Here is a 15,956-nt window from a genome sequence, read left to right as displayed (position 1 = left end):
GCTCAGCGCAGCGCCAGCAGGACCGGCGCCAGTTTCCGCAGCGCCGGCGTCCGGCTGTAGACCCAGAGCGGGTTGTGCTGGACCACGTCGGTGCACAGGCCGCGCTTGAACTCGAAGACGGGGCGGTTCGCCGCCGGGTCGATGCCGCCGAAATCGAAGACCCGGCAGCCCTCCGCCTTCGCCCGCTCCACGAAGCGCCAGACCGCGAGGGTCGCGGCGCCCGTCGCGCGGGCCCGGTCGTTCGAGGCCGTGTAGAAATCCGTGCAGCGTGTGTCCGACAGGTGCGCGATGCGCACGAGGACGCGCTGTCCCTTCTCGCGGACGTCGAGGATCAGCAGGTGCTCGTCCTCGGCCGCGATGTCACGGTAGGCCTGCGGCTGCAGCGTGGTGGCGAAGCCCTTGCGCTCGCGCAGGGCCGCGAACATCGCGGTGAAGTCGTCGAAGGCTTCGAGGCGCTCGGCCCTATCCTCGAGGAAATGCGTCGTCACCTCGACGTTGCGCTCGGCCTTGCGCAGGGCCTTGCGCCAGCGCGGCTCCATGCCGGCCTGGATGGCGTCGAGATCCTGGGTCAGGTCGAGCTCGAGGGTGTGGTCGTGCGCGCCGATCACCGGGGCGAACCCGTGCATCAGCAGCGCCAGCGTCGCGTCGCGGTTCTCGAACTGCTCGTAATCGACCGCGAGCACGTCGAGCCGGCCGAGCGCGAGATGGTCGATGAACGCGGCGAACACCGCCTCCGCCCGGTGCGCGCCCGCCGCGGTCAGCAGCGGGCCGCCCTGGACATGGACGAACCGCGCCGGCCCCTTGCGGCGCGTCTGCCACTGGACGAAGGCGAGGTCCGCGCCGTCGCCGGACACGACCGCGCGCCGCACCTCGAGGCCGCGCCGCGCCTTGTAGGTGCCCCAGGACGTCCCGCAATAGATGTTGGCGCCCGGGCAGGCCCAGACCCGCCGGTCCCAGTCCAGGGCATCCGCAATCTCCTGAACTGCGAGCTTGGCCGCCATGTCGCTCCCCGTCCTCGCTCCTCGTCCTGCCCGGGTTCGGTTGCCCGCGCCGCACGCCTCATCGGTCACGCGGGCCCGCATTGCATCCTCGCGCCGCTGATCGTCCACAGGGTGACGCCCGCGACACGGGTCGGTTTCCGCTCCGTCGCGAGCGGCGCTCCGGGGTCTTCCGGACCGAGGCTGCCGAGGCGGACGCCGCTGAACCCGTCGTCGCGCGCTCGTGGCGGCACGCGCGGCCGCGGCGCTCGGCCGCGGAGGGGGCGATCACGCAGGGAGTCAGCCCGGTCATGCCCGGGGCCCAGCTCTCGGACAGGCGTCGCCGCCGGATCGTCGGCGGTCCGGCCGGAAGGCCCCGACTCCTAGGCTGCCGGTCGCGCCGGCACGTCGGCGACGCGCGACGCCTCCGTGGTCGGGCGGCGCAGCGTCGTCCGGACCGCGGCCTCGATACCCTCCGCCGCCGAGGCCTCCGAGAACAGGCTCAGGTAGCGCGCCCGGGCCGCCCGGCCGAAGTCGCGCCAGCGCGCCGGGTCGGCGACCAGGTCCGCGAGAACGGCGGCGATCGGTTCCGGGCCGCCCGGCGGGACGACCCAGCCGGTCTTCCCGTCCTCCACGACCTCGGGCAGGCCGCCGATCGCCGTGACGAGCGGCGGCACGCCGTAGGACATCGCCTCGATCGCCACGCGGCCGAGGGATTCGGGCCGCTGCGACGGCATCGTGACCACGTCGGCCCAGCGGTAGAGGGCGGCGGGATCGGCCACGAACGGCTCGAGCGTGACCTGCGCGGCGAGCCCCGCCTCGGCGATCCGCCCGACCAGGGCCCGCTCGCGGGCCTCGTCCTCGAAGGCGCTGCCGACGATGCGCAGCGCGATCCGCCGGCGCACGGGCTCGGGCAGGGAGGCCAGCGCCTCCACGAGGACGTCCTGGCCCTTGATCCGGCTGATCCGGCCGAGCATCAGCACGCGGAGCGGGCGGGAGCCGTCGTAGGTGTTCCGATTCGGCTCGGCGGGACCCGCGATCCCGTTGTAGACGACCCGGGCGGTCGCCCCGCGGGGCAGGGCGTAGGCCCGCTCGGTGGCGCGCGAGTTGAACACCACGCTGGCGCCGCTCCAGCGGATCAGCCCGCGCAGGACTTTCAGCACGGTGCCTTCGGGGATCTCGTGGACGTGGACGATGCTCCGGCCGGGGACCAGCCGGGCGGCCAGCAGGTAGTCGGCCACCACGGTGGTGTTGATGTAGACGAGGTCGCTCGCGCGGATGCGGCGCCACGCACGGATCATCGCGATGGGCAGAGCCATCAGACCCAGGGTTACGAGGCGCGCCAGGTTCTTGCGCCGCAGGATCCAGAGCGGGGCGATCACGATCTCGCTGGCGAAGGGCTCCAGGGCGGCCACGATCGGCCCGCTTCGCGGCAGCACGACGTCGATCCGCGCATCCGGATGGGCGGCCCGGATCGTGCGGACGGTCTCGATGAAGCAGCGATCCGAGCCGTACAGCTCGAATCCCTGGTGGACACACGTGATCCGAAGCGCCGCCGCGGCGTTGCCGATGACCCGCAGCGCGGGCGCGGCAGCACGATCGCTGTCGCGCGCCGCTCTCAGTCCGAAGTTATCTACCATAAGATGATTTCTGTATTAAATAAACAACTAGCAGTTGTAGAGGCCGGTCGCCGGAATTGTATCCTCCGGATCTACAATAGGGCCGACACATTGGAAAGGAAGTTTCATGCCTGACCGCGCACCGAAACTACTTATTCTCGGCACGCGCGGTATCCCGGCCGCCCACGGTGGCTTCGAGACTTTCGCGGAACGTCTCGCGCTCTACTTGGTCGAACGCGGCTGGCAGGTCGGCGTGTACTGCCAGAGGGATGTCGAGACGGTGCGGGACCGCATCGTGCGGAGCACCTGGAACGGCGTCGAACTGATCACCGTGGAGATCGGCCTGCGCGGTCCCGTCGCGACGCTCGCCTTCGACGCCATCTGCGCCCACGACGCCGCGACCCGCGGCGGCGTCTGCCTCGTGCTCGGCTACAACGGCGCCGCGTTCCTGCCCTACCTGCGGGCGCGGGGCGGACGGATCCTGACCAACATGGACGGGATCGAGTGGCGCCGTCCGAAATGGTCGCTGCCCGTGCGCGCCTTCTTCTACGTCAGCGAGTGGATCGCCGCGTGGTCCTCGCAGCGGCTGGTGGCCGACCATCCCGTCATCGCCGACCACCTCGCCCGTCGCAGGCCGCGCGGCGCCATCGCGACCATCCCGTACGGCGGCGATCCCCCGGCGGCCGATGTCGGGCCGCCGCCCCTCGGCCTCGCGCCGGACCGCTACCTCGTCTCGATCGCCCGCATCGAGCCGGACAACAACATCCTGACGCTCGTCGAGGCCTTCTCGCGCCGTGCCCGCGGCGTGCGGCTCGTGGTGCTCGGCACGCTGAGGGTCGGCAACCCGTACCATCGCGCCGTGGAGGCGGCCGCCTCGCCGGAGGTGCTGTTCCCCGGCGCCATCTACGAGCCCGAGCAGGTCCAGGCCCTGCGGGTCCACGCGCGGGCCTATCTCCACGGCCACACGGTGGGCGGCACCAATCCGTCGCTGGTCGAGGCGCTCTGGGCGGGCAACGCCGTGGTCGCCCACGACAATCCGTTCAACCGGGGCACGGCCGGGGACGCGCAGTTCTATTTCTCGGATCCGGACAGCTGCGCGGCGGCCATCGAGCGCGTGCTCTCCGACGGGGCCGCGGTCGCGGCGGCCCGCGCGGCGGCGCGGGCGCGCGCCGAGCAGTTCCGCTGGGACGCCGTGCTGGCCTCCTACGAGGACGCGCTGCGCCGTGTCGGCGGCTACCCGCCGGCACCGGACCGCGCGGCGCGCGCCACCGCGGTCGCGCCCGTCGCCGCCCCGGCCGGTCCGAGGTGGTAGGCCCCAGCCGGCGGTCGATGCTCGCCGGCGCCCTCGCGGCGGGCGCGGGCGTCCGACCCGTCCAGGGCAGTCCCGCGCCGATCGCCCTGCGCCGAGGCATCGCCCTCTGGCCCTGGTTCTCGCTGACCACCGAGTACCCGCCGCCGCGGACCGACTACGCGTGGCCGCCCTTCCAGGCCGGCCGGCCAATACCCACCCGCGACGACCTCGCCCGAATCGCCGGGTTCGGCTTCGACTTCGTGCGCCTGCCCCTCGATCCCGGGCCGTTCGTGGCCTTCACCGGGGCCCGGCGCGCCGAACTCCTCGGCACCCTGTCGGAGGCCGTCGACGCGGCCCTGGCGGCCGGGCTGCGCGTCCTGGTCAATGTCCAGGCGAACGCCGCGACCCACCACTACACGCCGGGCGCGTTCTACGACTCGGACCGGGCGCCGCTCTTCGCCGCCTATCGCGACCTCGTCGGAGACCTCGCGCGCCTGTGCGCGCGGAAGGGCACGGACCGCCTGGCCCTGGAGCCGGTGAACGAGCCGCCGCAGGCCTGCGGCGCGCGCGCCTGGAATCGGGTGCAGGACGGGCTCCTGATGGCGGCGCGCGCGGCCGCGCCGGCGCTCACCCTCGTGGCGACCGGCTCCTGCGGCAGCCTCGTCGCCGGCCTGACGGCCCTGGACCCGGCCGCGCTCGCGCGCTTCGCGCCGCTCCTCTACACGTTCCACTTCTACGAGCCGTACCTGTTCTCCCACCAGGGGGCGACCTGGCTCACCGAGGAGCCGTTCTACCGCTGGCTCACCGCCGTGCCCTGGCCCGGGAGCCGCGGCACGCTGCGCGAGACGCTCGCGGCGGTTTGGGCGCGCATGGACGCGGACCGCACGGTGCCCCGGGCCGAGAAGGCGCGCGACCGCGCGCTGATCGAGGCGAAGCTGCACGAATATTTCGAGGCCGCGCCCGGCCCGGCCTACATCGCCGACGCGATGGCGCCGGTGGCGACCTGGGCGGACCTCTACGGGATCCCGCGCGGGCAGGTGCTGATGGGCGAGTTCGGCGCCCTGCGCACCGATGCCCGCTTCACGGCGTCCCGGGCGCCGGACCGGGCCGCCTACATCCGGGACGTGCGGCTGGCGGCGGAGGCGAACGGGTTCGCGTGGTCGTTCTGGAACCTGTTCGACGGCCTCGGCCTCATGGACGACGCGCACGTCGCCGATCCCGCCCTGATCGCGGCGCTCGGGCTGCGGGCCCGGCCCTGAGGCGGTCTCCGACCGATCCGCGGCTCGGCGCCCTCTCAGCCGCGGCGCGGAAGGGGCGGGAACAGGACGATGAGCATCAGGGCGAACTTGGCGAGCAGGGTCGTCTTGCCGGCGAGGCCCTCGAACGTATTCACGAGGATCACGAAGGCCAGGATCGGCAGCCAGACGCCGCGCCGGCAATCCCGCGCGATCTCCGTGAGGTAGAGCGCCACCGCGATCACCAGCACCCCCGTGACCAGGATGCCGTGGTAGAGCACGGCCGAGATGATCGAGTTCTCGATGCCCCATTCCAGGCCGTAGATCCGGCGCAGCGTGTTCACCTGCAGGAAGTCGGGTGCGAGCAGGAGCTGCCGGAACGGGATCGCGTCGAATACCGTGAGCATGTCGACCCGGGCCTGCGCGCTGCCGCCGTCCGAGACGAACCGGTCCAGCAGGGTGTCGAAGAACCCGGCCGCGGCCAGGACGGCGACCAGAACCGGCAGCAGGGTGAGGGCGAAGCACGCGCAGGCCGCCGCCGCCAGCGGGACGCGGCCGGTGCGCAGGGTGCGGTTCAGGGCCACCAGCCCGACAGCGCCGCCGAGGATCAGCGTCGTGACGGTGGCCGAGCGTCCTCCGAACGTGACCAGGGCGACGAGCTGGAGGACGATCATGGCGGCGCGCGGCATCGGCGCGAGGCGACCGCCGCCCTTGGCCAGCGCCAGGATGTAGCACGCCGTCATGGTCGCGTTGGCCAGCGGGTGGCCCTGGAGGGCCGCCGACCGCGTGTCGGACTCGAACGCCACGCCGTCGAACCGGTAGGGGAAGAAGCGCTGGCCGCTCGCGAGCTCGAACAGGCCGAGCAGGGCGTTGGCGAGCATCACGAGGTGGAAGATCGTCTCCAGCCGCCCGAGCGTGGCGGCGTCCCGGTCCATCAGGAGGATCGGGACGAGGCCGGCGAGCACGAAGGTGTCGATGGAGCCGGCGAGGCCCGCGCTGCCCCGGGCCGCGATCAGCGCGAGGAGCAGCACGCCGCAGGCGGCCAGGAGCACGCTAGCCGGCCGCCGGTTGAGCGCCCCGGCCACCGTGATCACCGGATTGCCCGCGCGCACCAGGGTCCAGCCGATCAGGACGACCGCCAGGTAGGTGGCGGGGTGGATCTTCGAGGCGGCCGAGCCGGTGATCCCCTCGTAATTGAGGCCGAGCACCCACAGGAGGCCGCCCGAGACCCCGACGAGGAGCAGGGCCCAGACCGACAGGGCCACTGATTCCGCCCGCAGCAGGGCGCGCAGCACCGGACCCGTGCGCGCCGCCGGATCGTGGCGGCGCGCGAAGCCGGTCTGCCGGAGGGTCCTCACGCCTTGCGCCGGGTCAGGAGCAAAGAGCCGGAAATCGGTCGGCCCAGCGCCTCCGACGTGTCGACGAGGTCGATCAGGTCGCGCTGGCGCGTCGCGCCGTTGCAGGCGACGAGCAGCAGCCGGTCGGCGGCGGCCGCCAGGGGACCGAGCCGCAGGTTCTCGGTCAGCACGCCGCCGTCGACGAGCACGAGGTCGAAGCGTCCCTTCACGCCCGCGATGAAGCGCTCGACATTGGCGGGTGTCAGGGCGTCGCGCAGGGGCTTCTCGGTGTCGCCGAGCCCGACCCGGCGGGCGCCGGAGGCCGGGTCCGTCCGGGTCACGGCGTTGAGGCTCTGCTCGCCGCGGAGCACGTCGAGGAGGCCGCCGGTGCCGGAGCCGTCCGCCCGCAGGTCGGCGTCCACGCGCAGGACGCGGTCGCCGCGCGCGACGGCGACCGCGGCGAGCAGCCCGATCACCGCTTGGCGCTCCGCCTCGTCGGATTCCCCCGAAGTGACGAGCAGCGCCAGCGCGTGGCCGCTCATGCCGGAGGTCGCGGCCAGGTGGTCGAGGGTGAGGCTCGCGGCGCTCGCGCTCGCGCCCCGCGGCCGCAGGCCGGGCAGCACGGCCACCACCGGGGCGTTCGACAGCCGCTCCAGCTGCCGCGGCGAGAGCACGGTCGGCGCCAGATATTCCCGCGTCAGCGCGAGGCCGGCGCCGAGGCCGAGGCCGCCCGCGAGGGCGGCGGCGACCAGGATCAGCCGCGGCGGCCAGCTCGGATCCTGCGGCGGCCGCGCCGTGGTGATGATCCGGGCGTTCGAGCTGTCGATGCTGGTCTGTTCCTTGATCTCCCGGGCGCGCACGAGGAAGGCGTTGTAGACGGAGCGCGCCGCGTCGACCTCGCGCTCGAGCTCGCGCTGCTGCACCGACGACTGTGCGTTCACCGCCGACTGCCGCTGCAGGCGCTCCAGCTCCGCCGCGAGGGTCCGCTCGTTCGCCTGGGCGCGCTGGGCCTCGGTCTCGGCCGCGCCCGCGATGCGGTTCAGCTCGGCGTCGATCAGCCGGCGGACGTCCTGCATCTGCGCGCGCACGGCGGCGATGAACGGGTGGCGCTCGCCGAGATTGGTGCGCAGGTCGGCCTCCTTGGCGGCGAGCTCCGCGTACTGCCCGCGCAGGCGCTCGATCACCGAGGACTGGACCGCCTCCGGCATCGCTCCGGACCCGATCGCCTGCCCGCGGGCCTCCCGGATCCCCTGCAGACGCGCCTTGGCGTCGGCGGTCCGCGCCCGCGCGGCGACCAGCCGCGCGTTCAGGTCGGTGAGCTGCTGCTCGTTCACGAGCCGGCCGCTCGACGCGATCAGGCCGTTGCGCGCCTTGTAATCCTCGAGCTTCTTGTCGGCGGCGTTGACGGCGCTCCGCAGCTCGTCGAGGCGGCCGCGCAGCTCGCCCGCGGCGCGCTTGGCGGCGTCCGAGCGGGCGTCGGTCTGGTCCGTCAGGTAGGCGTTCGCGATGGCGTTGACGATCCGCGCCGAGAGATCGGGATCCGGCGTGGTGACCACCAAGTCGATGACAAAGACCTTGTCGGCGCGCTTGACCGCGAGGCGCCGCCGCAGCTGGTCCAGCGCCCGGCCGCGGGCGTCGACGGGCCGCTCCGCCTTCTGCCCGGCCACCAGCGCGCGGACCTCGCCGAGGGCCCGCGTCACGACGCCGTCCCGCGGCGCGCCGAAGCCCGGCGTGGTCGCGAGTCCGACCTGATCGACCGCGCGCCCCAGCACGGCGTCCGACTCGATCACCTTCACCTGGCTCTCGACCTGGGCGATGCCGCCGTCCGGCGACAGTCCGGCCGGATTGACGTCGTTCGAGACGACCTGGCGGTCGCGGGGATCGATCAGGATCTGCGCCGTGGCGGTGTAGAGCGAGGGCGTGATCAGCGCGTAGGCCAGGGCGAGGAGGCCGAGCAGCAGCGCCGTCCCGAAGACCAGCCGCTTGCGCCGCCACAGGATCCGCCACAGGTCGCCCAGTTCGGCCGTGGTGTCGGGACGGTTCGGGCCCGGACGCTCGGGATGCGCCGGCTGCACCGGGCCGAGCCACGTCGCGACAGCGATGTTATGGTCGATCTGTGCCACGATCGGTCACCGTCGTCTCAATCCTGGTCGGTCCCTCGCGGGCGCCTTCCCTACTGCAAGAGTCGCGCAGCCTGCTGACAATGTATCGAGGCCGCGATCCGCGCCGCGGCGGCCCGGATGACTGGGAGCGTGGTAAACAACCCCCGCGCGGCGGGCCCGCGCAAACGCGTCCGTCATCGAGGTCGGCGTGTTGCTACAGGATGTCGACACCGCGCGACGCGGACGCGTCGCCGCATCGCGCAGGCCTGCCGAGGGCCCGCGCCGCACCGATCCCGGGGTTCGACGGATCCGGCGAGTCATCGGCGTGGATAACGCTCTCGGGCTGCCCTATTCTCCGATTGGATAAATTGTATTGGCTCGTCCGAGACGCGACAATCGCCCCTAGCTGCGGCCTCAATTCTTGTTCAGGTGCTCTGCCATGGAAGCGATCAGCGTCGAGGACCGGGGTGGCGGCCGGCGCGCCGTCAATGCCCGCCTGCGTCGGATCGCGGCCGCGACCGGCGTCCCGATCGCCGCCTTCTTCGGAGCGCCGGCACCGCGGCCGCTGGCCGAGCTCAGCGAGCTGATCGGCCTGTGGCAGTCGATCGCCGACCCGGAGGGCCGCAGCGAGATCCTGGCGGTGGCCCGGGCGCGGGCCGCCGGGACCGCGGACGAGCCGGGCTGACGGCGAGCCCGCGGATTTTGGTGCGCGCGGCCCTGGCGGGATCGCGCCGGGACCGCTACATGACGTGGGCGGGGCTGCAGAGTTCGTCAGGAGCACTATCCCCGGGGCCTTATCGACTCCCTCGGGAGCTGTCCCTGGCCTCGTCCCTGGACCTGGCCAACACGGCGCCCACCTACGCTGTAGGTTTCCCGGGATCGATCCTCCAACGGCTCACGTGGCTCCGCACCCGACCCCTCCCAGAACCGGCGCCGAGGCTCCCGACGCCGCCCGCAAGGCGGAACTCCGCGCCGCGGCCCTCGCCGCCCGCGACGCCCTCGATCCGGCGGCCCGTCAGGCGGCCTCGACGGCGATCGGGGACGCGCTCCTCGCGCTGCCGGAGCTCGCCCGGGCCAGACTGGTGGGCGCCTTCTGGCCGATCCGCAGCGAGGTCGATCCCCGGCCCGCCGCCGAGGGCCTACGCGCCCGCGGCCAGGCCGTGGCCCTGCCGCACGTCACGCCGGACGGCCTGGTGTTCCGGGAATGGCGCGCCGGCGACGCCCTCGTCGCCGGCCGGTTCGGCCTCAGCGAGCCCGACCCGTCGCTGCCGCCGGTGGAGCCCGACGCGCTGATCGTGCCGCTCGCCGCCTTCGACCGGACCGGGCAGCGCATCGGTTACGGCCGGGGCTACTACGACGGCGCGATCGCGCGCCTGTCCCGGACACGCCCCGTCCTGACCGTCGGCATCGGCTTCGCCGCCCAGGAGGTGGGGCGGGTGCCGGCCGAGCCGCACGACCGCCCCCTCCAGTTCGTGATCACCGAAGACGGCGTGATCCGCTGCGACAGGACCGCCTGACCCATGCGCCTGCTCTTCCTCGGCGACGTCGTCGGGCGTTCGGGCCGCACCGTGGTGTGCGATCACCTGCCGCGGCTCCGGGAGCGCTGGCGCCTCGACTGCGTGGTGGTCAACGGCGAGAACGCGGCCGGAGGCTTCGGCATCTCCGAGACCATCTGCGACGAGCTGATCCAGGCCGGCGCCGACGCGGTCACCCTCGGCAACCACAGTTTCGACCAGCGCGAGGCGATGGTGTTCATCGCCCGCCAGCCGCGCCTCGTGCGGCCGGCGAACTATCCGCCCGGCACGCCGGGCCGCGGCGCCACGGTGGTGGAGACCCAGGGCGGCGCCCGCGTGCTCGTGGTCAACGTGATGGGCCGCGTCTTCCTCGACGCGATGGATGACCCCTTCGCGGCGGTCGAGCGGGAGCTCACCGCCTGCCCCCTCGGCGCGGCGGCGGACGCGGTCATCGTCGACGTCCACGCCGAGGCGACGAGCGAGAAGCAGGCCTTCGGCCACTATCTCGACGGCCGGGCGAGCCTCGTCGTCGGGACGCACACGCACACGCCCACGGCGGATCACCGGATCCTGCCCGGCGGCACGGCCTACATGTCGGATGCCGGCATGTGCGGCGATTACGATTCGGTGATCGGCATGCAGAAGGACGAGCCGATCCGCCGCATGATCCAGAAGACGCCGGGCTCCCGCTGGGAGGTCGCCGTCGGCGAGGGGACCCTGTGCGGCATCGCGGTGGAGACGGACGCGCGCGGCCTCGCCACGCGGGTCGCGGCCCTCCGGCTGGGACCGAATCTCGAGGAGACAGCGCCGCATTTCTGGGATTAGCGCCCTGTTCGGCCCGGCGGATGCCGGTTCGGCGTAAGTCGGTCGCGCGCAGCTAAGCCTTTTGTGCGCGACTGGTCTCGATCGGCCTGGGCATAGCTCCGCGGTGACCTTCCCGAGACTTGATCGCGTGCGGGCCTACCCCCACAGTGCCTCGGAGGGGCGCCGATGGCCGGCTGCCGCGTGGTGAGATCAGGCTAGAACGATCGATGGCCGCCCGACAAACCGGCGACGACAAGAATGGGCCGCTGGCACAGCCCGGGATCTATCTCGGGCGCATGGTCATCTTCCTGATCCTCGTAGGCTTCCTCGCCTTCATCCTGTTCCGGCAGATCACACCGGCCTTCCTGGCCAATCCCGGGCTCAACGGGCTGATCCTCGGTGTTCTGCTGATCGCCGTCCTGATCGCCTTCGGGCAGGTCGTCCGGCTGTTCCGCGAGACCGCCTACGTCAACGCCGTCGCCAACGGCGCGCAGGTCAAGCGGCCGCCCGCCCTGCTGGCGCCGATGGCGCCGATGATCGCCGCGCGGGCCGGCGGGACGACCCTGCCGGGCACGACCGGCTATCTCGACACGATCGCGGTGCGCCTCGACGAGGGCCGCGAGATCCTGCGCTACATCGCCGGGATCCTGATCCTGCTCGGCCTGCTCGGCACCTTCTGGGGCCTCATCGACACGCTGTCGGCGGTCGGCGGCGTCATCAAGGGCATGCGCGGCGGCGGCGATGCCGGCGTCATGTTCGACGAGCTGAAATCCGGCCTCGCGGTGCCGCTCTCGGGCATCGGTCTGGCGTTCTCGGCCTCGCTGTTCGGCCTCGCCTCGTCGCTGATCACCGGCTTCCTGGAATTGCAGGCGGGCCAGGCCCATGCCCGGTTCCACAACGAACTGCAGGACTGGTTGATGTCCGGCGCGGCTTCCCAGGAGGCGGCGCCGGTCGCGGCGGCGGCCGGTGCCAGGCCGGCCGCCGGGACTCAAGAGCTGAAGGAGGCGGTCGACCGCCTGAGTGCCCTGGTGGCCGAGGGCGGCGGCAGCCGCGCGGCGACGCAGGCGATGACCAACCTCGCCGAGGGCATCCAGGGCCTCGTCCAGCACATGCGCGCCGAGCAGCAGATGATCCGCGACTGGGTGGAGGCGCAGGCGAGCCGCGAGCGCGAGCTGAAGCAGGTGCTCGACCGGCTGGGCCGGGAGCGCGTCTAGTGGCCTCCACGGCGACCCGGACCCGGCGGACGCTCAACGTCTGGCCCGGCTACGTCGACGCGCTGGCGACGCTGCTCCTCTCGGTGGTCTTCCTGCTCACGGTCTTCGTGGTCGGGCAGTTCTTCCTGTCGCAGGAGCTGACCGGCCGGGACGAGACCCTGGCCAAGCTCAACCGCCAGATCGCCGACCTCACCGACCTCCTGGCCCTGGAGCGGACGAACCGCCGCAACCAGGAGGACGAGGTGCGCAACCTCCGCACGACACTCGCCGGCGTCGAGGCCGAGCGCGACCGGGCCAAGGTGCAGGCCGAGGCCGCGACGGTCAGCCAGGGCGCGGCGGGCACCCTCGACAAGCAGCTGGAGACGGAGCGCGGCGCGACACGGCGGGCGCAGTCCCAGATCGACCTGCTCAACGAGCAGATCAGCGCCATGCGCCGGCAGCTCGCAGCCCTGGAGGACGCCCTCGCGGCCTCCGAGAGCCGCGACAGGGAATCCCAGGCCCGGATCGCCGAGCTGGGCAGCCGGCTGAACGTCGCCCTCGCGCAGAAGGTTCAGGAACTGGCCCGATACCGGTCCGACTTCTTCGGCCGCCTGCGCCAGATCCTCGGCAACCGGCCCGACATCCGCGTGGTCGGCGACCGCTTCGTGCTGCAATCCGAGGTGCTGTTCCCGGCCGGCTCCGCGACCCTCAAGCCCGAGGCCGGGCCGGAACTGGACCGCATCGCCGGCGCGGTCTCGGAACTCGCCAAGCAGATCCCGGCGGATCTGCCCTGGGTGCTCCGCGTCGACGGTCACACCGACGCGCGCCCGATCAGCACGTCGCAGTTCCCGTCGAACTGGTCGCTCTCGGCGGCGCGCGCCATCGCGGTGGTGCAGTTCCTCGCCGGCAAGGGGATCCCGCCGCAGCACCTCCTGGCGGGCGCCTTCGGCGAGTTCCAGCCCCTCGAAGCCGGCGCGACCGAGGAGGCCTACGCCCGCAACCGCCGGATCGAGATGAAGCTGACCGAGCGCTAGGGCTGTCGGGCCGTCGCGGCGCGCGGGGGGGCGTGCCGGAGCGCATGACGTCCTTGGACCGGACCTGCGATCATTTCGCTGCGCTCGCTCGCGTTGTCGCGCCGGTGAAGACAGCATCCGCATGTGTTTCGGCGGCTTCGGCTGTCCGCGTCCGGCAGGAATAGGCCGCAATGCGTGAGGGGCCTGCCGCTTTCTCTCGGCGGCGGTCCTGTTCTGCTGGATTAACCCATCGTTATCCTTGACGCCTCATGGTGCGGCCGATCCAGGGAGACCGTATCGATGTCGAAGCCCAACCTGTCCCTGAACCCGGTTCGGTCCGGAGCGGACCGTGAGCCCCGGGACGAGGCCGGCGCCATTGCCGCGGCCGTGCGGGTCTTCGAGGACGGGCTGGCGGGTCTGCGCGCGGGTGCCCTGATCGCGGACGATGCGGCTTCGGCCGCGGCGGCGGCCGACGCGGCGACCGGCCTCCTCGCAGGCATCGCCGGTCAGACCAGCCTGATGGCGCTGCGGGCCGCGATCGAGGCGGCCCGCGATGGCGGGGAGGGGCGGGGCTTCGCGGCCGCGGCCGCCGAGGTCAGAGACCTGGCCGGGCAGATGGCGCGGGCGACCGACACGATCGTGGCGCAGGTCGGCCAGATCCAGGCCGCGGCGGAGCGGGCGCAGGACACCGGCCTCCGGGGGGCGCGCCAGCTGGCGCCCGCGTCCGCGCACTGATCCGCGCACTGATCCGCGCACGGCGCGGTACCTCAGCGCCGGCGATCCGTCGCGCGGCCGGACGCCGCCGCGGGCCGCTCCCGGAGCGGTCCGGCTACTCGGCGACCGGAAGACGCTCGCCCCGGCTGCGGGGCTCCTTGCCCCGCGCCGTCTCGTCCAGCGCGTCGGTGAACTGCAGGTTGGCGAGCTGGGCGTAGAGCGCGCCCTGCGCCAGCAGGCTCTCGTGGGTTCCGGTCTCGACGATGCGGCCGTCGTCGAGGACCAGGATGCGGTCCGCGGCGCGGATGGTGGCGAGCCGGTGGGCGATCACCAGGGTGGTGCGGCCCTGCATCAGCGTGGCGAGGGCGGCCTGGACGGCGCGCTCGGACTCGGCGTCCAGGGCCGAGGTGGCCTCGTCGAGGAGCAGGATCGGCGCGTCCTTGAGGATCGCCCGGGCGATGGCAATGCGCTGCCGCTGGCCGCCCGAGAGGGTCACGCCGCGCTCGCCCACCTGGGTCGCGTAGCCCTGCGGCAGGGCCGAGACGAAGCCGTGCGCGTTGGCGAGCTCGGCGGCGCGCCGGACCTCCGCCTCGCCGGCCTCCGGACGGCCGTAGCGGATGTTCTCGGTGACGGTCCCGGAGAACACGACGGGATCCTGGGGCACCAGGGCGATGCGGGCGCGCAGGCGCTCCGGATCGACCTGGGCGATATCGGCGCCGTCGACCAGGATCCGGCCGCCCTGCGGGTCGTAGAAGCGCAGCAGCAGCTGGAACACCGTCGATTTGCCCGCCCCGGAGGGCCCCACGATGGCGATGCGCTCGCCCGGCGCGGCCGCGAAGCTGAGCCCGCCGAGGGCGGCGTGTTCCGGGCGGGTGGGGTAGGCGAAGCGCACGTCCTCGAAGGCCACCGCGCCCCGGGCCGGCTCGGGCAGCGGCAGGGCCGGGGACGGCGCGCGGATCGCGGGCTCGGCGGCCAGGATCTCGGTGAGCCGCTCGGCCGCGCCGGCCGACATGGCGAGGTCGCCGTAGACCTCGGAGAGCTGGCCGAGGGCGCCGGCGCCGAACACGGCGTAGAGCACGAACTGCGAGAGCTCGCCGCCCGTCATCGTGTGGTTCAGGACGCCCTGGGCGCCGTACCACATCACCCCGACCACCGAGGCCGAGATCAGGAAGATCGCGACGCCGGTGAGCAGCGCGCGGGCCCGGACCGAGGCGCGGGCGGCGCCGTAGGCCTCCTCGGAGGCCGCGGCGAACCGGGCCGCCGTCGAGTCGGAGCGGCCGAAGGCCTGCATCGTCCGCACCGCCCCGACCGCCTCGGCGGCGTAGGCCGAGGCCTCGGCGAGCCGGTCCTGGGCCGCCCGGGAGCGCCGACGCACGCCGCGGCCCGACACGATCAGCGGGAAGACGATGATCGGGATGGCGGCCAGCACCATCACCGACAGGCGCGGGCTCGTCACCACCATCATGGCGGTGGCGCCCACGAACAGGAACAGGTTGCGCAGCAGGATCGAGACCGAGACGCCGAAGGCCGACTTGATCTGCGTCGCGTCCGCGGTGAGCCGCGAGACGATCTCGCCGGACTGCGCCCGGTCGAAGAACGCCGGATCGAGCTGGGTCAGCCGGGCGAAGACCGCGCTGCGGAGGTCCGCGACCACCCGCTCGCCCAGCGTCACCACCGTGTAGACGCGGGCCGCGCTCGACAGCGCGAAGGCCGCGACGACGCCGAGCAGGGCGAGGAAGTAGGCGTCGATCACGTTCGAGCCGTCGGCGGTGAAGCCGTGGTCGATGACCCGGCGCATGGCGATCGGGACGACGAGCGTCGAGGCCGACGCGCAGATGAGGGCGACGAGTCCCGCGGCGATCCGCGCGCGGTAGCGCAGCGCGAAGGGGAGGAGCGGCCGGAGGGCGCTCAGCGGGGCTCTGGGTCGGCCGGCCGCGGCCGCCTTGGTCTTACGGGCCATCACGCCTCACGTGTTCTTCTTTCTCCCGGTCCGCGGCGCTTGTGACCGGGGAGCGGCTGCGGTATAGGCCGCCGCTCATCCGATTGCGTGTGTTCAATGGCCGCGGGCCGCCACCACGGTCGGCTTGGACGTGCCGTTGCCACGAACCCATGGTTCGGTGCAACCGGTGACATCTTCCGCATTCCGGGCCGGGCGGC

The 15,956-nt window shown here is 73.0% G+C and carries 13 protein-coding genes and 1 other RNA gene; 8 read left to right on the top strand and 6 right to left on the bottom strand.

The features are described from left to right. Positions 1-2: 2 nt before the first annotated feature. Both ACTJK8_RS17820 and ACTJK8_RS17815 read right to left on the bottom strand, forming a co-directional pair. The gene (locus tag ACTJK8_RS17820; protein WP_440762304.1) at positions 3-1,001 is read right to left on the bottom strand and encodes a lipid II:glycine glycyltransferase FemX; all 999 of its coding nucleotides are present in this window, start codon (positions 999-1,001) and stop codon (positions 3-5) included. A gap of 359 nt (positions 1,002-1,360) precedes the next feature. After that, positions 1,361-2,617, bottom strand: coding sequence for a glycosyltransferase family 4 protein (locus ACTJK8_RS17815; RefSeq protein WP_440762303.1), 1,257 nt, complete (start codon positions 2,615-2,617; stop codon positions 1,361-1,363). A 106-nt stretch (positions 2,618-2,723) separates the two neighbouring features. Between ACTJK8_RS17815 and ACTJK8_RS17810 the strand changes: the two genes are divergently transcribed. Together ACTJK8_RS17810 and ACTJK8_RS17805 are read left to right on the top strand one after the other, a co-directional pair. Further along, positions 2,724-3,908 (top strand): DUF1972 domain-containing protein, encoded by a 1,185-nt coding sequence (locus tag ACTJK8_RS17810; protein ID WP_012322248.1) that lies wholly within the window; start codon positions 2,724-2,726, stop codon positions 3,906-3,908. Between the two features lie 17 nt (positions 3,909-3,925). Continuing rightward, positions 3,926-5,146 (top strand): glycoside hydrolase family 5 protein, encoded by a 1,221-nt coding sequence (locus ACTJK8_RS17805; RefSeq protein WP_440762302.1) that lies wholly within the window; start codon positions 3,926-3,928, stop codon positions 5,144-5,146. A 35-nt stretch (positions 5,147-5,181) separates the two neighbouring features. Here ACTJK8_RS17805 and ACTJK8_RS17800 read toward each other — a convergent pair whose 3' ends face one another. Together ACTJK8_RS17800 and ACTJK8_RS17795 are read right to left on the bottom strand one after the other, a co-directional pair. Next, positions 5,182-6,480: a VpsF family polysaccharide biosynthesis protein gene (locus tag ACTJK8_RS17800; RefSeq protein WP_440762301.1), complete on the bottom strand. Its 1,299-nt coding sequence runs from the start codon at positions 6,478-6,480 to the stop codon at positions 5,182-5,184. Continuing rightward, complete coding sequence (locus ACTJK8_RS17795; protein ID WP_287081086.1) at positions 6,477-8,582, bottom strand: GumC family protein; 2,106 nt, start codon at positions 8,580-8,582, stop codon at positions 6,477-6,479. The genes ACTJK8_RS17800 and ACTJK8_RS17795 overlap by 4 nt, the downstream gene beginning before the upstream one ends. A 418-nt stretch (positions 8,583-9,000) precedes the next feature. On the opposite strand from ACTJK8_RS17795, the gene ACTJK8_RS17790 reads away from it, so the two are divergent. The 4 genes from ACTJK8_RS17790 to ACTJK8_RS17775 all read left to right on the top strand — a co-directional run bounded on the left by ACTJK8_RS17790 (position 9,001) and on the right by ACTJK8_RS17775 (position 10,900). Beyond that, entirely contained in the window at positions 9,001-9,246 is a 246-nt protein-coding gene (locus tag ACTJK8_RS17790; protein ID WP_024828128.1) for a hypothetical protein, read from the top strand. A gap of 68 nt (positions 9,247-9,314) precedes the next feature. After that, a non-coding RNA gene (ssrS, locus tag ACTJK8_RS17785) (6S RNA) lies at positions 9,315-9,471 on the top strand. After that, complete coding sequence (locus ACTJK8_RS17780; RefSeq protein WP_012322253.1) at positions 9,461-10,078, top strand: 5-formyltetrahydrofolate cyclo-ligase; 618 nt, start codon at positions 9,461-9,463, stop codon at positions 10,076-10,078. The genes ssrS and ACTJK8_RS17780 overlap by 11 nt, the downstream gene beginning before the upstream one ends. 3 nt (positions 10,079-10,081) lie before the next feature. Further along, positions 10,082-10,900: a TIGR00282 family metallophosphoesterase gene (locus tag ACTJK8_RS17775; RefSeq protein ID WP_024828126.1), complete on the top strand. Its 819-nt coding sequence runs from the start codon at positions 10,082-10,084 to the stop codon at positions 10,898-10,900. A gap of 194 nt (positions 10,901-11,094) precedes the next feature. Here the strand turns inward: ACTJK8_RS17775 and ACTJK8_RS17770 are convergent, their stop codons facing one another. Beyond that, complete coding sequence (locus tag ACTJK8_RS17770) at positions 11,095-11,988, bottom strand: hypothetical protein (RefSeq protein WP_354405059.1); 894 nt, start codon at positions 11,986-11,988, stop codon at positions 11,095-11,097. A 104-nt stretch (positions 11,989-12,092) separates the two neighbouring features. Here ACTJK8_RS17770 and ACTJK8_RS17765 point away from each other — a divergent pair, with 104 nt between their 5' ends. Both ACTJK8_RS17765 and ACTJK8_RS17760 read left to right on the top strand, forming a co-directional pair. After that, the gene (locus ACTJK8_RS17765) at positions 12,093-13,106 is read left to right on the top strand and encodes a peptidoglycan -binding protein (protein WP_024828124.1); all 1,014 of its coding nucleotides are present in this window, start codon (positions 12,093-12,095) and stop codon (positions 13,104-13,106) included. A 279-nt stretch (positions 13,107-13,385) separates the two neighbouring features. Further along, the gene (locus ACTJK8_RS17760) at positions 13,386-13,820 is read left to right on the top strand and encodes a methyl-accepting chemotaxis protein (RefSeq protein WP_012322257.1); all 435 of its coding nucleotides are present in this window, start codon (positions 13,386-13,388) and stop codon (positions 13,818-13,820) included. Positions 13,821-13,914: 94 nt separating this feature from the next. On the opposite strand, the gene ACTJK8_RS17755 is transcribed toward ACTJK8_RS17760, so the two are convergent. Further along, positions 13,915-15,759 (bottom strand): ABC transporter transmembrane domain-containing protein, encoded by a 1,845-nt coding sequence (locus tag ACTJK8_RS17755; RefSeq protein WP_012322258.1) that lies wholly within the window; start codon positions 15,757-15,759, stop codon positions 13,915-13,917. Between the last annotated feature and the right edge of the window lie 197 nt (positions 15,760-15,956).

Source organism: Methylobacterium sp. 22177, from assembly GCF_052045615.1.
GTDB classification, from domain to species: Bacteria; Pseudomonadota; Alphaproteobacteria; order Rhizobiales; family Beijerinckiaceae; genus Methylobacterium; species Methylobacterium radiotolerans.
This window is presented reverse-complemented; position numbering and strand designations above follow the sequence as displayed.

Bases quoted from the DNA above. Each gene is read 5' to 3' on its own strand.
- ACTJK8_RS17815 (WP_440762303.1), bottom strand. From the start codon at position 2,617: ATGGTAGATAACTTCGGACTGAGAGCGGCGCGCGACAGCGATCGTGCT.
- ACTJK8_RS17820 (WP_440762304.1), bottom strand. From the start codon at position 1,001: ATGGCGGCCAAGCTCGCAGTTCAGGAGATTGCGGATGCCCTGGACTGG.
- ACTJK8_RS17775 (WP_024828126.1), top strand. From the start codon at position 10,082: ATGCGCCTGCTCTTCCTCGGCGACGTCGTCGGGCGTTCGGGCCGCACC.
- ACTJK8_RS17760 (WP_012322257.1), top strand. From the start codon at position 13,386: ATGTCGAAGCCCAACCTGTCCCTGAACCCGGTTCGGTCCGGAGCGGAC.
- ACTJK8_RS17755 (WP_012322258.1), bottom strand. From the start codon at position 15,759: ATGGCCCGTAAGACCAAGGCGGCCGCGGCCGGCCGACCCAGAGCCCCG.
- ACTJK8_RS17805 (WP_440762302.1), top strand. From the start codon at position 3,926: ATGCTCGCCGGCGCCCTCGCGGCGGGCGCGGGCGTCCGACCCGTCCAG.
- ACTJK8_RS17810 (WP_012322248.1), top strand. From the start codon at position 2,724: ATGCCTGACCGCGCACCGAAACTACTTATTCTCGGCACGCGCGGTATC.
- ACTJK8_RS17790 (WP_024828128.1), top strand. From the start codon at position 9,001: ATGGAAGCGATCAGCGTCGAGGACCGGGGTGGCGGCCGGCGCGCCGTC.